The 18052-nt window shown below is 71.6% G+C and carries 16 protein-coding genes; 6 read left to right on the top strand and 10 right to left on the bottom strand.

What is annotated here, in order from left to right; genetic code table 11:
* The first annotated feature begins 4 nt into the window (after window positions 1-4).
* From trxB to EAD96_RS07285, 3 genes are all read left to right on the top strand, one after another.
* The gene (trxB, locus tag EAD96_RS07275) at window positions 5-958 is read left to right on the top strand and encodes a thioredoxin-disulfide reductase (RefSeq protein WP_120572527.1); all 954 of its coding nucleotides are present in this window, start codon (window positions 5-7) and stop codon (window positions 956-958) included.
* 38 nt (window positions 959-996) lie between these two features.
* Complete coding sequence (gene trxA / locus EAD96_RS07280) at window positions 997-1320, top strand: thioredoxin (RefSeq protein WP_013289375.1); 324 nt, start codon at window positions 997-999, stop codon at window positions 1318-1320.
* A 162-nt stretch (window positions 1321-1482) separates the two neighbouring features.
* Window positions 1483-2643 carry an N-acetylmuramoyl-L-alanine amidase gene (locus EAD96_RS07285; RefSeq protein ID WP_120574075.1) on the top strand — a complete coding sequence of 387 codons (1161 nt, stop codon included), beginning with the start codon at window positions 1483-1485 and terminating at the stop codon, window positions 2641-2643.
* An 8-nt stretch (window positions 2644-2651) separates the two neighbouring features.
* Here EAD96_RS07285 and EAD96_RS07290 read toward each other — a convergent pair whose 3' ends face one another.
* On the bottom strand, window positions 2652-3317 hold the full coding sequence (locus EAD96_RS07290; RefSeq protein WP_120572526.1) for a GNAT family N-acetyltransferase: 666 nt from the start codon (window positions 3315-3317) through the stop codon (window positions 2652-2654).
* Between the two features lie 282 nt (window positions 3318-3599).
* Here EAD96_RS07290 and EAD96_RS07295 point away from each other — a divergent pair, with 282 nt between their 5' ends.
* Both EAD96_RS07295 and EAD96_RS07300 read left to right on the top strand, forming a co-directional pair.
* Window positions 3600-4913 carry a PLP-dependent aminotransferase family protein gene (locus EAD96_RS07295; RefSeq protein ID WP_120572525.1) on the top strand — a complete coding sequence of 438 codons (1314 nt, stop codon included), beginning with the start codon at window positions 3600-3602 and terminating at the stop codon, window positions 4911-4913.
* Between the two features lie 7 nt (window positions 4914-4920).
* Window positions 4921-5913: a D-alanine--D-alanine ligase gene (locus tag EAD96_RS07300; RefSeq protein ID WP_120572524.1), complete on the top strand. Its 993-nt coding sequence runs from the start codon at window positions 4921-4923 to the stop codon at window positions 5911-5913.
* A gap of 2 nt (window positions 5914-5915) precedes the next feature.
* Here EAD96_RS07300 and EAD96_RS07305 read toward each other — a convergent pair whose 3' ends face one another.
* The 9 genes from EAD96_RS07305 to rpmH all read right to left on the bottom strand — a co-directional run bounded on the left by EAD96_RS07305 (window position 5916) and on the right by rpmH (window position 15337).
* Entirely contained in the window at window positions 5916-6827 is a 912-nt protein-coding gene (locus tag EAD96_RS07305) for a hypothetical protein (protein WP_120572523.1), read from the bottom strand.
* Window positions 6828-8918: 2091 nt separating this feature from the next.
* A complete protein-coding gene (locus tag EAD96_RS07310) occupies window positions 8919-9959 on the bottom strand; it encodes a ParB/RepB/Spo0J family partition protein (RefSeq protein ID WP_121683696.1) in 1041 nt (346 codons plus the stop codon).
* Window positions 9960-9986: 27 nt separating this feature from the next.
* Window positions 9987-11324 carry an AAA family ATPase gene (locus tag EAD96_RS31825; RefSeq protein ID WP_121683697.1) on the bottom strand — a complete coding sequence of 446 codons (1338 nt, stop codon included), beginning with the start codon at window positions 11322-11324 and terminating at the stop codon, window positions 9987-9989.
* A gap of 246 nt (window positions 11325-11570) precedes the next feature.
* Entirely contained in the window at window positions 11571-12284 is a 714-nt protein-coding gene (rsmG, locus tag EAD96_RS07320) for a 16S rRNA (guanine(527)-N(7))-methyltransferase RsmG (RefSeq protein ID WP_199733088.1), read from the bottom strand.
* 380 nt (window positions 12285-12664) lie between these two features.
* Entirely contained in the window at window positions 12665-13255 is a 591-nt protein-coding gene (locus tag EAD96_RS07325; protein WP_120572519.1) for a R3H domain-containing nucleic acid-binding protein, read from the bottom strand.
* Between the two features lie 210 nt (window positions 13256-13465).
* A complete protein-coding gene (gene yidC / locus EAD96_RS07330; protein ID WP_120572518.1) occupies window positions 13466-14467 on the bottom strand; it encodes a membrane protein insertase YidC in 1002 nt (333 codons plus the stop codon).
* Entirely contained in the window at window positions 14468-14707 is a 240-nt protein-coding gene (gene yidD, locus EAD96_RS07335) for a membrane protein insertion efficiency factor YidD (RefSeq protein ID WP_013477538.1), read from the bottom strand.
* A gap of 44 nt (window positions 14708-14751) precedes the next feature.
* Complete coding sequence (rnpA, locus tag EAD96_RS07340) at window positions 14752-15165, bottom strand: ribonuclease P protein component (RefSeq protein ID WP_120572516.1); 414 nt, start codon at window positions 15163-15165, stop codon at window positions 14752-14754.
* Window positions 15166-15199: 34 nt separating this feature from the next.
* On the bottom strand, window positions 15200-15337 hold the full coding sequence (gene rpmH, locus EAD96_RS07345; protein WP_013289388.1) for a 50S ribosomal protein L34: 138 nt from the start codon (window positions 15335-15337) through the stop codon (window positions 15200-15202).
* A 576-nt stretch (window positions 15338-15913) separates the two neighbouring features.
* On the opposite strand from rpmH, the gene dnaA reads away from it, so the two are divergent.
* Window positions 15914-17839: a chromosomal replication initiator protein DnaA gene (gene dnaA, locus EAD96_RS07350; protein WP_121683700.1), complete on the top strand. Its 1926-nt coding sequence runs from the start codon at window positions 15914-15916 to the stop codon at window positions 17837-17839.
* The last annotated feature ends 213 nt before the right edge of the window (window positions 17840-18052 follow it).

Here is an 18052-nt window from a genome sequence, read left to right on the forward strand (position 1 = left end):
GGCAGTGGACGAGGTCCGCAACCTGATCATCATCGGCTCCGGTCCGGCCGGCTACACGGCGGCGGTCTACGCCGCCCGCGCCAACCTGAAGCCGCTGGTGATCGAGGGCGTGCAGTCGGGTGGCGCGCTGATGACCACCACCGAGGTGGAGAACTTCCCCGGCTTCGCCGACGGCATCCTCGGCCCCGAGCTGATGGACAACATGCGCAAGCAGGCCGAGCGCTTCGGCGCCGAGTTCCTCACCGACGACGTGACGCGGGTCGAACTGAAGGACACCGGCGAGATCGGCTCCGACGCGGTGAGCACCGTGTGGGTGGGCGAGACCGCGTACCGCGCCCGCGCCGTCATCCTCTCCACCGGTTCGGCCTGGCGTCCGCTGGGTGTGCCGGGCGAGCAGGAATACCTGGGCCACGGTGTGTCGTCCTGCGCCACCTGTGACGGCTTCTTCTTCCGCAACCAGCACATCGTGGTGGTCGGCGGCGGCGACTCGGCGATGGAGGAGGCCAGCTTCCTCACCCGTTTCGCCGAGTCCGTGACCATCCTCCACCGCCGCGACTCGTTCCGCGCCAGCAAGATCATGGCCGATCGCGCGCTGGGCAACGAGAAGATCAAGGTCGAGTGGAACACCGTCGTCGAGGAGATCCTCGGCGACGACGGCAAGGTCAACGGCGTACGGGTGCGCAACGTGCACACCGGCGAGAGCAAGGTGCTCGACGTCACGGGCGTGTTCGTGGCGATCGGTCACGACCCGCGCAGCGAGCTGTTCCGCGGTCAGGTGGAACTGGACGACGAGGGCTACGTGAAGGTGCAGGCCCCCAGCACCCGTACCAGCGTGCCCGGTGTGTTCGCGGCGGGTGACCTCGTCGACCACACCTACCGGCAGGCCATCACGGCGGCCGGCACCGGCTGCGCCGCCGCGCTGGACGCCGAGCGGTTCATCGCCACCATCCAGGGCTGAGAGTTCCACGAGCAAGGTTCGGAGGAGGAGAGTTCATAGTGGGAGCAACCAAGGCGGTCACGGACGCGAGCTTCGTCAGCGACGTGCTGCAGTCCGACAAGCCGGTTCTGGTCGACTTCTGGGCGGAGTGGTGCGGCCCCTGCCGCAAGGTCTCGCCGCTGCTGGAGGAGATCGCGGGCGAGATGAAGGACCAGGTCACCATCGTCAAGCTCAACATCGACGAGAACCCGGAGACGGCGCGCGCCTACCGGGTGATGTCGGTGCCGACGCTGACCATCTTCAAGAACGGCCAGCCGGTGCAGTCGATCGCCGGCGCCAAGCCGAAGGGTGAGCTGGTGAAGCTCATCGAGTCGGCGCTCTGAGCCGTACCGACACCTCCGCAACCCCCGTCACCACGCCCGGTGGCGGGGGTTCCGGCTTGCCTGACCTGCATGAACGCGAACCCGTCGGGTATCGGCCACGGTACGCTCCGTAAGCATCCGTCGGAGTTCCGGTCCGCCAACGTCCGTGCAGAGGGGGTCGTCGTGCGTCCGATCCGACCCGGTGACCAGGGACCGGCGGTGGCCGAGATCCGTACCGTCCTCGCCGGCCTGGAACTTCTTCCCGCCGAGGCCGGAGGCGACGACTACGACGCCCAGACGGAACGCGCGGTCCGGGCCTTCCAGCAGTCCCGCGGCCTCAGCGTCGACGGGCGCGTCGGCGCCGAGACCTGGCGGGCGCTCGACGCGGCCCGCTGGCGGTTCGGCGCCCGCGCGCTGTACCACGCCGTACCCGAGCCGCTGACCGGCGAGGACGTCCGCTCGCTCCAGGAACGCCTGCTGGAGATGGGGTACGACGTGGGCCGCGCCGACGCCATCTACGGCATCCGCACCTCCCGCGCGGTGGCGCAGTTCCAGCGGGAGATGGGCCTGAAACCGGACGGGTCGTGCGGACCACACACCGTCAACGCCCTGCGCCGCCTCGGCCGCAAGGTGGTGGGCGGGCGCCCGCAGTGGCTGCGCGAGTCCGACGCCATCCGGCAGGCCGGGCCGACGCTCGTCGGGCGGACCGTGGTGATCGACCCGGGTCACGGGGGCACCGACCCGGGTGTGGTGGTGCCCGACGGCACGCTGCGCTGGAGCGAGGCGGACCTCGTGCACGACCTCGCCAGCCGGCTGGAGGGGCGGCTCGCCGCCGCCGGCGTACGGGTGCAGCTCACCCGGGGCCCGTCACCCGGCGACTGCCTGCCGGACGCGGACCGGGCCCAGCTCGCCAACTCCCTCGGCGCCGACGTGTTCATCTCCCTGCACACCGACGGGCACGCCAACCCGGAGGCCGAGGGCGTGGCCACCTACCACTACGGCACCGACAACGGCGTCACGTCGGCGACCGGCGAACGCCTGGCCGGGCTCGTGCAGCGGGAGATCGTGGCCCGCACCGGGCTGCGCGACTGCCGTACCCACGCCAAGGCGTGGGAGCTGCTGCGGCTCACCCGGATGCCCGCGGTACGCGTCGAGGTCGGCTACCTCACCTCACCGGACGACCGGGCACGGCTCGTCGACCCGCGGTTCCGGGACCGGGTGGTCGAGGCCATCGTGGCCGGCGTGCAGCGGATGTACCTGCCGATCGAGCGGGACGTGCCGACCGGCTCGATCGACGTGAGCGAACTGCGGGCGATCGTCGCCGCCGGCACCGTCGTCGACTGACCCGCGACTCAGCTCGTCGAGCGGGTGGCGGGCGCCGGGCGGACCGGCCGCAGCAGCGTCTCCGGGCTCATCGAGCCGAGCAGCTTCTCCAGCGCGTACTCGACGTCCGACTTCCAGCTCAGCGCCGTCCGCAACTCCAGCCGCAGGCGGGGGTAGCGCGGGTGCGGCCGGACCGTCTTGAAGCCCACCGAGAGGAAGAAGTCGGCGGGCGCCACGCACGCGCGGGCCGGGTCGTCCGCGTCGTCGCCGAACTTCGCGTCGCCGAACGCCTCGATCGCCTTGATGCCGCGCTTGGTCAGGTCGCGGGCCACGCCCTGCACGAGCATCCGGCCCAGGCCGCCGTCGGCGAAGGCGGGCACCACGTGCGCCGTCATCAGCAGCGCCGCGTCCGCCGAGACCGGCGAGGTGGGGAACGCCATCGAACGCGGCACGTACGCCGGCGGGGCGTACATGACGAACCCGGCCGGCATGCCGTCGACGTAGACGAGCTTGCCGCAGGAGCCCCACTCCAGCAGCGTCTGGGAGACCCACGCCTCCTTCTCCAGGCCCGGGTCGCCGGCTGCGCAGGCCCGCTCGGCGGAGACCGGATCCAGCTCCCAGTAGACGCATTGCCGGCAGGATCGAGGCAGGTCCTCCAGCGTGTCCAAGGTCAGGCTGACCAGACGTCGCGACATGAGCGCACCCCACCAATAGGCTCGGAGCGCCGGTGAGTCCCGCGCCCTCCTGCTCCCGACGAGCGATCGTACGCCCCTGTCCGGCGGTACGGGAGGGAACGCGCGAACCCCCGCCCGGACGGCCGACGGCGGGTCCGGGATGTGGACGTGTCCACACGGCCGGTGCCGCGACCGTCACCGGGGACTACGATCGACCAACCGGCCCCCGCCGCCAATGGATGTCGGCATCGCGGGTACCACACCGGGCGGCAGCCCCGCCGACACCCGATCGAGGTGATGTCCATGACCGGCACGACGCTCGACGACTACACCGACCGGTACGCCCGGCGCGTCCGCGGGATGACCGCCTCGGAGATCCGGGCACTCTTCGCGGTGGCCAGCCGGCCGGAGGTCGTCTCACTCGCCGGTGGGGCACCCTACATCGCGGCGCTGCCGCTGGACGCGGTCGGCGAGATGCTCGGCCGGCTCGGCTCCGAGCACGGCGCCACCACCCTCCAGTACGGCATCGGCCAGGGCACCCCGGAGCTGCGCGAGCGGATCTGCGAGGTGATGTCCCTGTCCGGGATCGACGCCTCCTGCGGCGCCTCCCCCGAGGACGTGGTGGTGACCGTCGGCGGCCAGCAGGCCCTCGACCTGGTGGCCCGCCTGTTCCTGGACCCGGGTGACGTGGTGCTCGCCGAGGGTCCGACGTACGTCGGCGCGCTCGGGGTGTTCCAGGCCGCCCAGGCCCAGGTCGCCCACGTGCCGATGGACGACGAGGGGCTCATACCGGAGGCGCTGGAGGTGGCCATCGCCGACCTGGCGCGCGCCGGCCGGCGGGTGAAGTTCCTCTACACCATCCCCACCTACCAGAACCCCGCCGGCGTGACGCTGAGCGAGGAGCGGCGCGAACGGGTGCTCGACATCTGTGAGCGCGCCGGGCTGCTCGTGGTGGAGGACGACCCGTACGGTCAGCTCGGTTTCGAAGGTGAGGCGCCCCGGCCGTTGCGGGCCCGGCGGCGCGACGGGGTCTTCTACCTGAGCACGTTCTCCAAGACGTTCGCGCCGGGCCTGCGGGTGGGCTGGATCCTGGCCCCGCACGCGGTCCGCGACAAGCTGGTCATCGCCAGCGAGGCGCAGATCCTCTGCCCGAGCGCCTACGCGCAGTCGGCCGTCTCGACGTACCTCGGCACCATGCCGTGGCGGCAGCAGCTCAAGGTCTACCGCGAGGTCTACCGGGAGCGCCGGGACGCGCTGCTCGACGCGATGACCGACCTGATGCCGGAGGGCACCACCTGGACCACGCCCGCCGGCGGCCTGTTCGTCTGGGCGACGCTGCCCGACGGGCTCGACTCCAAGGCGATGATGCCGCGCGCCGTGGCTGCCCGCGTCGCGTACGTGCCGGGGACCGGCTTCTACGCCGACGGCACCGGCACCGGCAACATGCGGCTGAACTTCTCCTTCCCGACGCCGGAGCGGATCCGCGAGGGCGTACGCCGGCTGGCCGGGGTGATGGAGCAGGAGATCGCCATGCGCAAGGTCTTCGGCGCGGTCGGCGGTGCCGGACCCCGTCGTCGCCAGGGCGGCTCGGACGCGCCCGGTCCCGACTTGGCATGATGCCCGCATGTCCGACAGCCCCGCCGCACCGCTTCCCGTGACCGGATCCGCCACCGACGAACTGCACGTGCTCGTGCTCGCGGGCGGCCTCTCCTACGAGCGGGACGTCTCACTGCGGTCGGGGCGCCGGGTACTCGACGCGCTGCGCGCCGTCGGTGTCGACGCGGAACTGCGCGACGCCGACGTGGCGTTGCTGCCCGCGCTGACCGCCGACCCGCCGGACGCCGTGGTGATCGCCCTGCACGGCGCCACCGGCGAGGACGGCTCGCTGCGCGGCGTACTCGACCTCTGGGACGTGCCCTACGTCGGCTGCGACGCCCGGTCGTCCCGCCTCGCCTGGGACAAGCCGTCCGCCAAGGCGGTGCTGCGCGAGGCGGGCATCCCGACGCCCGACTGGGTGGCGCTGCCGCACGACCGCTTCTCCGAGCTGGGCGCGGTGGCCGTACTGGACCGGATCGTCGACCGCCTCGGGCTGCCGCTGATGGTCAAGCCCGCGCAGGGCGGTTCCGGACTGGGCGCCGCCGTGGTCCGGGAGGCGGCGTCGCTGCCGGCCGCGATGGTGGGTTGTTTCGCGTACGACCAGACCGCGCTCGTGGAGCGCTACGTCCCCGGGATGGACGTGGCGGTCTCCGTGCTCGACCTCGGCAAGGGGCCGCAGGCCCTGCCCCCGGTCGAGATCGTGCCGCGCAACGGCGTCTACGACTACGCGGCCCGCTACACCGCCGGGCGTACCACCTGGCACGCGCCCGCCCGGCTCGACGCCGCGACCACGGCCCGGGTGACCGAGGTGGCGCTCGCCGCGCACACCGCGCTCGGACTGCGCGACGTGTCCCGGGTCGACCTGATCGTCGACGGCGGAGGCGACCCGCACGTGCTGGAGGTCAACGTCTCCCCGGGCATGACCGAGACGTCGCTGCTGCCGCTGGCGATCCAGGCGGCCGGGCTGGACTTCGGCCGGGTCCTCGGGACGCTCGTGACCCGGGCCGCCGCCCGCCGCTGACCTCAGCTCTGCGGAGTACGCGTCGTGCCCTGCTGATCGTCCGGGGCCTTCCGCGGCTCGACCTCGTCCGCTTCTTCGCTCTCGCCGGCGCTGTTCTGGGCGCCGCTCGGCGAGCTGTCCGGTGCGTTGTCCGGCGCGTTGTCCGGTGCGTTGTCCGGCGCCGGGCCGGCCTGCGGTGCCGGGTCGGGCTCCGACGGGTCCGCCGAGGGGTCTGAGAGGTCCGCTGCCGCGTCGGACTCCGGGATCTCGTCCGCAGCCTCGATCACGGACGCGGACTCCTCCTCGGGCTCCTCAACGGCGTTCGCGGGGGAGGTCGGGGAGAGACTCGACGGCGCCTGCCACTGGATGCGCGGCGGCTCGGCCAACGGGCGGCCACCGAACTCGGCGAGCCACGCGGCCACCATGGCGAGGTTCTCCCGCCACTGGTCCTCGGAGATCGGCGGCAGGATCGAGTCCCACAGCGACAGGAACGTGCCCCGCAGTTGCAGCCGCCCGTACGGCCGGGCCAGGAACCACAGGTGCAGGTGCGCGGAGCCGTCGCCCCACCGGTTCACGTGGACCCGGGCCACCCCGTCGAGCGAACGGACGGCCCGCTCCAGGCGGACGGTCATCACGCCCAGCTCGGCGGCGAGCAGGTTCGGCAGGTCGCCCAGATCCAGGTGGGAGCGGGACTCCAGGATCAGGACCATCGGCAGGCCGGTGGGCCGGTCCATGGCGCGGACGCGCCACCGCTCACCGACCCAGATGTACGCCTCGTCGGGCGCGTTGCAGGCGGTGCACTCCCGGTCCGCCTCGCCGCGGCGGGGAGGTTCGAACGGTACGGGCTCGTCGAGCTGCTTGACGCGGAGATCGCCCTCGAAGGGGAAGGACGGCCACTGGGTGAAGTCGGGAACTGAGGGAGGGGTGTCCGGCACGACGCTGACCCTAACCGAGTTGGCGACGCCTGTCCCTACCCGTTCCACTGGCCGTCCACCAGTTGTCCACCGCGTTGTCCACAGGCTGCCGAGATCACCAGCACAGCGCGTCATGCACTGCTCAGCAAGGGTTTCATCGCTTTGTTTCACGTGAAACGGGGCGCGCCTGTGGACAACTGCTGTGGATAACTTTGGGGGTGGTTCCGGGTCCGTTCTTCCAACGATCCGGCGGCCGATCCGCACCGGGTGCCGTCGGCTTCTTCTCGTGCGTGTTTCACGTGAAACCGCGGACGCGCGCTGCTCCCTAGCCGGCGCGGGACGTGGACCAGATCGGGGAAACGGCTACATCACGGCCATCCTCACCACACCACTTCCCCGAAGTGGCGGGACGTCCGGCTCGCCACGCCGGTCGGGTGGGTTCCGAGGGCTGGTTGCTTCTTCGAGCCTGGCGCCGGACGAACGAGTGATCGGGAGGGCGCCGGCTGGGGTGCCGCGAAGCGCCGTTCGAGCGGCATCATCGCTTGCACTCGGCGCTGTCCTACCCGGGGGGCGGTGGCTCGCTGCGCGATCCGTTTCACGTGAAACGGGTCGTCGTCCAACCAGGGCTCGCCTGCGCTATGAGGCTGCGGGCGAGGCGCTGTCGCCGCGTGGGGTGGAACCACTCGCGGGAGTCGAGAGTTCGGGCTTGCCATGCGCCGCAGCCCGATGGGATGGGAGCTCATCGTTGCACGGACTCTCTGCGGCTCGGGCTTGTCATGCACGGCACGATGGAGGGGATCGTCGTGCGGCCCGGTGCTTGAGGTTCGCCGGCAGGCGCCCGCTCCTCCGGCTCACCACGCCCGGGAAGGGCGGACCCGCACCGCGATGCGGGCCGAGTGATTGATCCCGGCACCCACGCCCGATAGTCCGGCCTCGCCCCGGCAGGACCGGCCGGGTCAATCCGAGGGCGGGCGGGCTGATCGACTGCCCGGTCGCACTGGTCCGCCCGCACTGCTCGACCCACCGTGCGGGTCAGGGCTCGACGCACCGTGTGAGTAGGGCTCCCCACACCCGGCTTGGACGCTCGCCGCTCTCCGGTTCATCCAACGAGCTGAGATCCCCCGTCTCCTTCCGGCCGGACAGAACGGAGCGAGGTCGGGAGGGCAGCTCTGGGCGCAGCCGATCCCGGCCCGCACTGGCGATTCGGCCAGGCGCCGAAGTTCGTCCTGACAGGCAAGCGGCGTCATCCGACCTTGAGCCGTCGAGCCTGGACGTGCAGCACTGCAACCCGAGTCAGTGCGCCGAGCCTGAGCCGTCGGACCCCGACGCTCAACCCAGTGCCTGACCCGAGCCGGCGTGACAGGTGTGGCTCCGAGGAATGAGCCCGGCGTGCTGAGCGAAGGACCGATTCGACGCCTGGGCCGTCTCGCGGCCCTCGCTCGGTTCTCGTCGGATCGGTGGGGCGGTCCCAGGCCGGCAACCAAGCGGTGTTTCCGGCAGGCGAGCCAGCCGTCAAAGGGACGGATGCCTCAACCGTCGAAGCCTGCCCGGGCGCCCATCGCTGCCGGCGCCCATCGCCCTCCGCCCGCGATGCCGACCTCCATCGCCTACCCGCTCGGCGGCACCGACTCCCACCCGCCCTACCCAACCGGGCGGTACCGGCCTCCCATCACGAACGACCCGGAACCGCCCTCCCGTCGCTACGGGCCGACCGGTGCCGGCTCGCCTGTTGTCGAAGCCCTCAGAGTGCTCGGCCGCTCGACCTGTCGTCAGCCCGTCTGCGAGGGCACGGCGAGCGCCGCACGCCCCGTCTGCGAGGGCACGGCGAGCGCCGCACGCCCCGTCTGCGAGGGCACGGCGAGCGCCACACACCTCGGCCAGCTCTAACCGTTTCACGTGAAACCGGGGGTGACATTCGACAGCCGACCAACCGACCCGATCTAGGAAGCGAGCCGCCCGCCCCGATCAGCCAGGTGCGACGCGGACCATCTGACGACCCTCGGTGGAGCCACCAGCACGACGAAGTCCGACGCCGACAGCGGCCTGTAAACACCGATCCGGCCGCACCGCCCGACGAGGGGTGCGGCCGGATCGACGACCGGAGGTGCCGGGCTACTCCTGGGGCTGTCCGTCCTCGCCGACACCGATGATGCCGACGATCCGCTCCAGGTCGTCGACCGTGGCGAACTCGATCGTGATCTTGCCCTTGCTGCGGCCGATGTCGACCTTCACCCGAGTGTCAAACCGGTCGGAGAGCCGGTCCGCGAGATCGGTGAGGGCCGGGGCGTGCGGCTTCGGCCGGCGCTTGGCGGCGGCCGACTTCGCCGGCTCCTCGGCGAGCGCCAGGTGCACCAGTTCCTCGGCGCCGCGAACCGTGATGCCCTCGCGGACGATCCGCTCCGCGAGTGCCTCCTGCGCCTCGGCGTTGTCCAGACTGAGCAGAGCCCGGGCGTGGCCGGCGGACAGGACGCCGGCGGCGACCCGGCGCTGCACGGCGGGCGGCAGGTTCATCAGCCGGATGGTGTTGGAGATCTGCGGCCGGCTGCGGCCGATCCGCCGGGCAAGTTCCTCGTGCGTGGCGCCGAACTCCTCCAGCAGTTGCTGGTACGCCGCCGCCTCTTCCAGCGGGTTGAGGTTGGCGCGGTGGATGTTCTCCAGGAGCGCGTCCCGGAGCATCGCGTCGTCCTTCGTGTCCCGGACGATGGCGGGGATGGTCTCCCGGCCGACCGCCTGGGCGGCACGCCAGCGCCGCTCGCCCATCACGAGTTCGAACTTCTCGGGGTCGAGCTGGCGAACCACGATCGGCTGGAGGAAGCCGACCTCCTGGATCGAGGTCTTCAGCTCCTCCAGCGCCTCCTCGTCGAAGACGTGCCGGGGCTGCTTCGGGTTCGGGACGATCGCGTCGACCGGGATCTCCGCGAAGCGGGCGCCGGGCACCGGGCTCAACTGAGGCTCGGGCTCGACGGCAGGAGACGTGGTGCTTCCGACGCCGCCGGTGATGGCGGCGGTCGCACCGGCGGCCGGAGCCGACGGCGACGCGGCAGCGGTCGACGACTCCGGCTCGACGGCAGCCGGTTCGGCGCCCGGTACCGGTCCGGTGGGGATGAGGGCACCGAGCCCTCGGCCCAGTCCGCCGCGGGGACGGTTCTTCATGCGACGCCTCCCAGCGACATCTCCGCACTACGCATTCCGGCTCACCGGCTCCTTGACGCCTCGCTCCGCGATCTCCTGGGCGGCCTCGAAGTAACTCGTGGCTCCCCGCGAACCGGGATCGTAGGTCATCACCGACTGGCCGTAGCTCGGTGCCTCGGAGACACGCACGTTGCGGGGGATGACGGCCTGGAGCACCTTGTCGCCGAAGTGGTTCCGGACGTCCTGCTCCACCGCGTCGGCCAGCCGGGTACGCCGGTCGTACATGGTGAGCAGGATCGTGGAGACTTCGAGCTTCGGGTTGAGGTGCTGGCGGACCAGGTTGATGTTGTTGATCAACTGGTTGAGGCCCTCCAGCGCGTAGTACTCGCACTGGATCGGGATCAGCACCTCCTGCGCGGCCACGAGCGCGTTGACGGTGAGCAGGCCGAGCGACGGCGGGCAGTCTATGAAGACGTAGTCGAAGTGCCCCGGATACGCGGCGATGGCGCGCGCCAGGCGCGACTCCCGGGCCACCACGGAGACCAGCTCGATCTCGGCGCCGGCCAGGTCGATCGTGGCCGGCACGCACCACAGGTTGGGGATGCCCTCGACGGCCTGGGCCACCTCCTCCAGCGGCACGCTGTCGATCAGGCAGTCGTACACGTCGGGCACGCCCGTGTGGTGCGGCACGTTCAGACCGGTGGAGGCGTTGCCCTGGGGGTCAAGGTCGACCACGAGCACCCGGTTGCCGTGCAGCGCGAGCGCCACGGCCAGGTTCACGGTGGTGGTCGTCTTACCCACGCCGCCCTTCTGGTTGGCGACGCACATCACCCGGGTCCGGTCGGGGCGCGGCATAGTGACCTCGCCGCTGGGATTCAGGATCTGCACGGCGCGCATCGCCTCCATAGCCAACGGTGGATCATCCTCTTCGCGCGTCGGGGTTTCACGTGAAACGTACGTGCTGGCGTCTACCTCGTCCCCGTACCCGTCTGCCTGTGGCGTGTCGGACGGCGCCGCGGTGACCTCGGGGGCGGCCTGATGCGGAACGGCCGAGACGGGCGGCTGGGGTTCGTAGCGGGTGGGCACCGCGGCGTTCGCCCGCACCGCGGGCGGGCGCGGGGTCGGTGCGTTCACCGGGCCGTCGGCCGGGTCGAGCGGGTCGCGGGCCGGCGGTACGTTCGCCGGCACCGACGAGACAGGACGTACGGGCCCGCCAGCCGACGGCTCCCGTCGCCTGGACGGCTGAGCCGGGTACGGGGAGGACGGTTCGCCGGACTCGTTCACCGTCCACTCCTGGTCGTTGGTTTCACGTGAAACGGGGTCGGCGGAGGGCTGGCCTCCTGGTCCGGTCAACCGTGGATCGTCGTACCTGCCGTCGTCATGCACCTGTCATCCCTACCCGCTCCGGATGGTCGGTCCGCACCCGTCGAATCGCGTCCGCGCCTCGCACGGCGCCTGTCGGATCGGCGGGAACCATCGGGTTCGGGTGCCGCCCGGCACCGCCGTTCCACACTATCGACGCGCGGTCAGCCTACGGCCGACGGGCGCGGTGGGTCCATGTCGGGTTGTGATCGATCGCGTCACGCCCACCGGTCCAACGACCGGATCGGGCGTGCGGAATGGCGTACCCGCTCAGCGGTCGCCGCGACGGCGACCGCCACGCGACCGCTTCGGCTTCTTCGGACGGCGCGGGTTGACCACGCGCTCCCGGACCACCTCGACCACGGTCGCCGGCGGGTCGATCACCCCTTCGCCGCAGCGATGCAGTTCCGGCGTCCCACCGCCGAGGCGGGTCACGGCCTCGGTGTGTTCGGTGATCTCGTCGGCCGCCGATGCGCCCTTGAGCGCGACGAGCCGGCCGCCGGGGGCCACGAGCGGCAGGCACCAGGAGGCGAGCCGGTCCAGCGGCGCCACCGCGCGGGCCGTCACGATGTCGGCGCTCAGCGGTTCCCGGTCACGCGAGCCGGCCGCCGCCTCCTCGGCCCGTCCACGGAACACACGGACGTCCCGGGTCAGGCCGAGCCGCTGTACCGCCTCGATCAGGAAGGCGGTCCGTCGAGCCAGCGGCTCGACGAGCGTCACGGTGAGGTCGGGACGCGCGATCGCCAGCACCAGGCCCGGCAGCCCGGCGCCGGAGCCGACGTCGATCACGCTGGCGCCCTCCGGGATCCGTTCCGCCACCACCGCACAGTTGAGGAGGTGCCGCTCCCAGAGCCGCGGCGTCTCGCGGGGGCCGATGAGGCCGCGGACCACGCCGTCGGTGGCGAGCAGTTCGGCGTACGCGGCGGCCAGGTCGAGCCGGTCGCCGAACAACGCGCGGGCGGCCTCCGCCAGTTCGGGTGGCAGCGTCGCCGACGCCGGATCGGGTGCGGCATCACTGTCCACGAGGGACGGTTCGTCCTCCGACGGCTCCGCGAAGACCGGGTCGGCCACGGCAGCCGGGTCGGCCGGCGTCACGTCCGCCGCCTGCTCACCGGAGAAGGCGGGTGTCACGTCCACCGCCGGGTCGGCGGGCTCGATCCCGGTCACCACCGCCGGCTCCGCGGAGAAGGCGGGCTCGCCGGGGTCGGTCACCGCCCTTCCCGGGTACGCCGGGTCGGCCGGCCCGTCGTCGTCGGAGAAGACCGGGTCGACAGTGTTGTCGGGGCGCACAGCCGACGGCCCGGGCGGCGTACCGCCCGGGCCGGTCACGGCTCCTGCCGTCGTCTCGTCGGAGATCACGGACCTCAGTCCGTCACCGGGCGGACGACGATGCGGCGGTTGGGCTCGACGCCCTCGGACTCGCTCTCCACCCCGCTCATCGCGTTCACCACGTCGTGCACGCACTTGCGCTCGAACGCGGACATCGGCTCCAGGCGCACCGGCTCACCGTGCTCCTTGACCTTCTCGACCGCGTTCTTCGCCACGGCGGCCAGCTCCTTGCGCCGGGTGGCCCGGTAGCCGCCGACGTCGAGCAGCAGCCGGCTCGGGGTGCCGGTCTGACGGAACACGGCCAGCCGGGTCAGTTCCTGGAGCGCCTCCAGGGTCGCGCCGCGCTGGCCGACCAGGTTCTGGAGCCGCCCGCCGACCACCTCGACGACCGGGCGGCCACCGGACACCAGCTCGTCGATGTCGCCGTCGTAGTCGAGGATGTCCAGCAGACCCTCGACGTAGTCGGCGGCGATCTCGCTCTGCCGGAACAGGTCGCTCTCGGCCGGGGCCTTCTTCTCCCGGGCCTCGCCCGCGGCGTCCTCGGTCTCGGTGGCGGCGGTAACGGGGGTCTCCTCGTCCAGGGACTGGTCGGCGCTGGGGATGCTGGTCTCGGTCACGGGTCTCATCTCCGTACTCGCTCGGCCGGACCGTCGGGGGTCCGCTGGTCTCCCGGGGCCGGCGGGAGGTTCGCCGGGTGCCCTCGGGCACGTCTGTACGGGCCAGTTTCGCCCGTGTCCGCGCTCCGCGCGGCGATTCCGGCCCGGCGCCGACTCCTCGGAGGGCAGCACGCGGCCGGAACGGGCCACCGCCGGCGTCGCGGCGGTGGCCCTGTGGGCTCAGCCCTGTCGCTTGGCGGGCTTGTTGCCGCCCTTCTTCGGGTTGACCGGCTTGGCGCCCGGCTTCGGACCGGCCACCTTCGGCGCCGCGGCCGGAGCCTTCGCCGCCGGCGGGGTCGTCTTGCGGCCGAACAGGCCACCGGCCTTGGCCGGCTGCACCGGGCCCTTGCCGGAAGTGCTCTTGCCGGCGGTGGCGCTCTTCGCGGTCGGCGGCGGCGGGAACTTCCGCAGCACCCACTGCTGCTGGCCGAGCGTGAAGAGGTTGTTGGTGACCCAGTAGATGATCACACCGATCGGGAAGATCGCACCCGAGATCAGCAGCGACAGCGGGATGCCGTAGAGCATCAGCCGCTGCACCATGCGCTGCTGCGGGTCCTCGGCCCAGCCGGTCTTGAGGATCATCTGACGGCTGGTCAGGTAGGTGGTGGCGATCATGATGAGCACCAGGATGCCGGCGACCACCTTGACCGTGCCGGTGCTCGCGCCGAGCCGGCTCAGTTCGTCGGCGGTGGAGCCGAACTTGCCGGAGATCGGCGCGGTGAACAGCTTCGCGTTGGAGGCGCTGTTGAACTGGTCGACGGTCCAGCCGTACAGGGTCTTGCCCTGGTTGTCGGGGTTGAGCCGCCGGAGCGTGTGGAACAGGCCAAGGAAGACCGGGATCTGGAGGAACATCGGAAGGCAGCCCATGAGCGGGTTGGCCTTTTCCTTCCGATAGAGCTCCATCATCTCCTTCTGGAGCGTCTCCCGGTCACCCTTGTGCTTCTCCTGGAGCTCCTTCACCTTGGGCTGGAGCGCCTGCATGGCACGCTGCGACTTGATCTGCTTGACGAAGACCGGGAACAGGATCACCCGGACCGTCACCACCAGGAAGATGATGGCGAGGATCCAGGCCCAGTTCGTACCGATCACGGCCCCGACCGGCACTCCGATGGCGTCCCAGGCCGAGTGCCAGGCCAGCAGGATCCACGAGATCGCGTAGTAGATCCAGTCGAGACTAAACACTCAGGCTCCAGTCACGTCGGAACGGCGGCGGTCGCCCGGCTCCGGAACCGGGTCGTGTCCACCAGGGTGGAAGGGGTGGCAGCGCGACAGCCGACGGACCGTCAGCCAGGCTCCCCGCAGCGCACCGTGCCGGGACACCGCCTCGACGGCGTAGGCACTGCACGACGGGTAGAACCGGCAGCGGGCCGGCAGTGCCGGACTTATCCACCGACGGTACGCGATGATGGGCGCCAGCAGCATGCGGGCACCGGTTGTGGGCGACGGAGTCGCCGTCGGCGAGCCGGTCACCGCGACCGCCGTCCCCTGGGGGTCCGCGCGGCGGCGAGAGCGGCGTCCAGGTCGGCCCCGAGCCGGGTGTACGTCGCGTCGGCTGCCGCGGGCAGCGCGCGTACCACGAGGGTGGTGCCGGCGGGCAGCTCGGCCAGCCGCTCGCGGACCAGGTGCCGGAGCCGGCGGCGGACCTTGTTGCGGACCACCGCGCCGCCGACGGCCTTGGACACGACGAAGCCGGCGCGGCTCGGTGCGGAGGTCTCCGCACCGCTGCGTCGCGCCGGCTCCGGCGAGAGTGTCGCGGTGGTGCCGATCGGCTCGGGGAGGGTCAGGTGGACCACGACGGCGCCACGGCCGACGCGTCGGCCACCGCGAACCGCTGCGGCGAAGTCGTTACTGCGCCGCAGTCGTTGCGCGGCGGCCAGCACGACTGCCCACGTCCCCGGACCGGACCTGTCGGCGTCAGGCCGACAGGCGGGCGCGGCCCTTGGAGCGACGGGTCGAGATGATGGCGCGGCCGGCACGGGTGCGCATGCGCAGCCGGAAGCCGTGGGTCTTCGCGCGCCGGCGGTTGTTCGGCTGGTAGGTGCGCTTGCTCACGTCAGGCTCTCCGTTGTCGTACGCCCCGCGCGGCGGATCGCCCGGGGTCGTGTGCTGGTCCAGATCACCTGTCGGTGACCTCCGATCGGCGCTGCCGTGACACGCTCCCCGGCGATGCGAGGTGACAGCCACGGACAGCAAGCATCAATCACCCTAGCAGAGGGCGAGAGAGCAGCCGCTCCAGCCTACGCAGGGGCGCAATGACCGTCAAACGTCACACTCGGGCGTCCGACCTGCGGGCAAGCGCGACCGAAGGGGCGGTTTTCACTGATGTTGCCAAGGTCGTCAGGGTGTCGCCGGTTGATGCTGTGGGGTCCGCGCTGTTAGCGTGCGCGATTGCGGTCGGCGTCGGGGGTCCGGGGTTTGTCGCCGATCGGCAAGACCGGACACGCTGTTGAATCGTTCGGCACGGTGAACCCGCTTCAACGCCTCCGTGGATCGAGGGGGGCAGGTCCGACCCGCGTCCGGTGGGCGGCCACAATCGGTCGGTACACAGGCTGTGGATAACTTGTGGATGACGACCGGTCAGCCGTCCGGGCGGGCGTGAGAAGGAGCAGGCGAGGGGGTGGCACGACGGTGACCGGAGCGACCGACCTTGCCGCGGTGTGGACGGCGACCACCGACGAACTCGCCGACGAGATCATCTCCGCGCAGCAACGGGCGTACCTCCGGCTCACCCGGCTGCGGGCGATCGTCGAGGACACCGCGCTGCTCTCGGTGCCGGACGCCTTCACCCGGGACGTGATCGAGTCCCGGCTCCGCCCGGCCATCACCGAGGCGTTGAGCCGCCGGCTCGGCCGGCCGATCCAGGTGGCGGTCACCGTACGGGTCGCCGACGACCCGAATGCCCGTCCGGCCGGCACCGTGTACCGCAGCAGTCCGGAGCCGCTGCCCGAGCACGACGGCGCCGCCCCGCTGCCCGGCTTCGACCAGCCCGGCCCGCACGCGTCCGCCCCGGCTTTCCCGTCGCCGCGCCCGGAATCCGGGTACGCCGACTCCCGCTCGGAGTCCGGTTACGCCGGCGCCCGCTCCGAGCCCGGATACACCGACTCCCGCCCGGAGTCCGGTTACGCCGACTCCCGTCCGGAGCCCGGATACGCCGAACCGCGCCCGGAGCAGCCGCTCGACGAGCCGGCGCCGCGCCAGCGGAGCGCCGACGGCGGCCGCCCGCACCTGATCCCGGCCGGCCGCGACGCGCAGGACACGCTCTTCAGCGCCGCGTTCGCCGAGCCGGTGCGCACCGCGCCCGAACGCCGCGGCTTCGACGAGCGCACCCGTGTCGAACCGCCGATGCCCGACGCCGGCGGATACGAGCCCCGCTACCGGGAGAGCCCGGCCGCCGGCCCCGCGCCGATGCGCGGCCTGCCCCGCGACGGCGCCACCGACAACGGCCCCGGCCGCGGTGGCGCCGACCACCACCGCCCCGGCGGCGGCCAGGCCGACCGCAGGCTTCCCGGCGGTACGGAGAGCGGCGGCAACCGGCTCAACCCGAAGTACATGTTCGAGACGTTCGTCATCGGCTCGTCGAACCGGTTCGCGCACGCCGCGAGCGTGGCGGTGGCCGAGTCGCCGGCCAAGGCGTACAACCCGCTGTTCATCTACGGCAGCTCCGGGCTGGGCAAGACCCACCTGCTGCACGCCATCGGGCACTACGCCACGACGCTCGGCAACGCGCGCTCGGTCCGGTACGTCTCGACCGAGGAATTCACGAACGACTTCATCAACTCGCTGCGTGACGACAAGACGAGCGCGTTCCAGCGCCGCTACCGGGACGTGGACATCCTCCTGATCGACGACATCCAGTTCCTGGAGAACCGGGAGCGGACGCAGGAGGAGTTCTTCCACACGTTCAACACGCTCCACAACGCCAACAAGCAGATCGTGATCACGTCCGACCGCTCGCCGAAGCAGCTGGCGACGCTGGAGGACCGGCTGCGTACGCGCTTCGAGTGGGGCCTGCTGGCCGACATCCAGCCGCCGGACCTGGAGACGCGGATCGCGATCCTCCAGAAGAAGGCGGCGCAGGAACGGCTGTTCGCACCGCCGGACGTCCTGGAGTTCATCGCGTCCCGGGTGTCGAACTCGATCCGCGAACTGGAGGGGGCGCTGATCCGCGTCACCGCCTTCGCCAGCCTCACCCGGTCCTCGGTCGAGCTGTCGCTGGCCGAGGAGGTGCTGCGGGACTTCATCCCGGACGGCGCCGGCCCGGAGATCACTGCGGACCAGATCATGGTGTCGACCGCCGACTACTTCGGCGTGAGCCTGGAGGACCTGCGCGGCCACTCCCGCTCCCGGGTGCTGGTGAACGCGCGTCAGGTGGCCATGTATCTGTGCCGCGAGCTGACCGACCTGTCGCTGCCCCGGATCGGGCAGGCGTTCGGCGGCCGGGACCACACCACTGTGATGCACGCGGACCGCAAGATCCGTCAGCAGATGGCGGAGCGGCGCTCGCTCTACAACCAGATCGCCGAGCTGACGAACCGCATCAAGCAGAACACCTGACTCTCCCTCCGCCCAGCCTCCCCGCTCTCCGCCCCCGGGGGCAGCTCCGGCGGTGATCAAGGAGTTCGTGTCCGGGAGAGACGTCCTTCCCGCCCCAAACTCCTTGGTCAACAAGGCGCGGCAAGCGCGCGGACGCCGCCGAGCGGGGAAGTGGCCGTGTCCCGCTGGACCGTCAACTCCACGATCGACCCGGTGGACCTGTCTCTTATACAA

Origin of the sequence: Micromonospora sp. BL1, from assembly GCF_003667485.1 — a bacterium.
Taxonomy (GTDB): domain Bacteria; phylum Actinomycetota; class Actinomycetes; order Mycobacteriales; family Micromonosporaceae; genus Micromonospora; species Micromonospora tulbaghiae.

Coding starts and splice junctions, on each gene's coding strand:
- EAD96_RS07290 (WP_120572526.1), bottom strand. CDS start 3,317: ATGTCGCGACGTCTGGTCAGCCTGACCTTGGACACGCTGGAGGACCTG.
- EAD96_RS07295 (WP_120572525.1), top strand. CDS start 3,600: ATGACCGGCACGACGCTCGACGACTACACCGACCGGTACGCCCGGCGC.
- EAD96_RS07300 (WP_120572524.1), top strand. CDS start 4,921: ATGTCCGACAGCCCCGCCGCACCGCTTCCCGTGACCGGATCCGCCACC.
- EAD96_RS07310 (WP_121683696.1), bottom strand. CDS start 9,959: ATGAAGAACCGTCCCCGCGGCGGACTGGGCCGAGGGCTCGGTGCCCTC.
- EAD96_RS07325 (WP_120572519.1), bottom strand. CDS start 13,255: ATGAGACCCGTGACCGAGACCAGCATCCCCAGCGCCGACCAGTCCCTG.
- yidD (WP_013477538.1), bottom strand. CDS start 14,707: ATGCTGCTGGCGCCCATCATCGCGTACCGTCGGTGGATAAGTCCGGCA.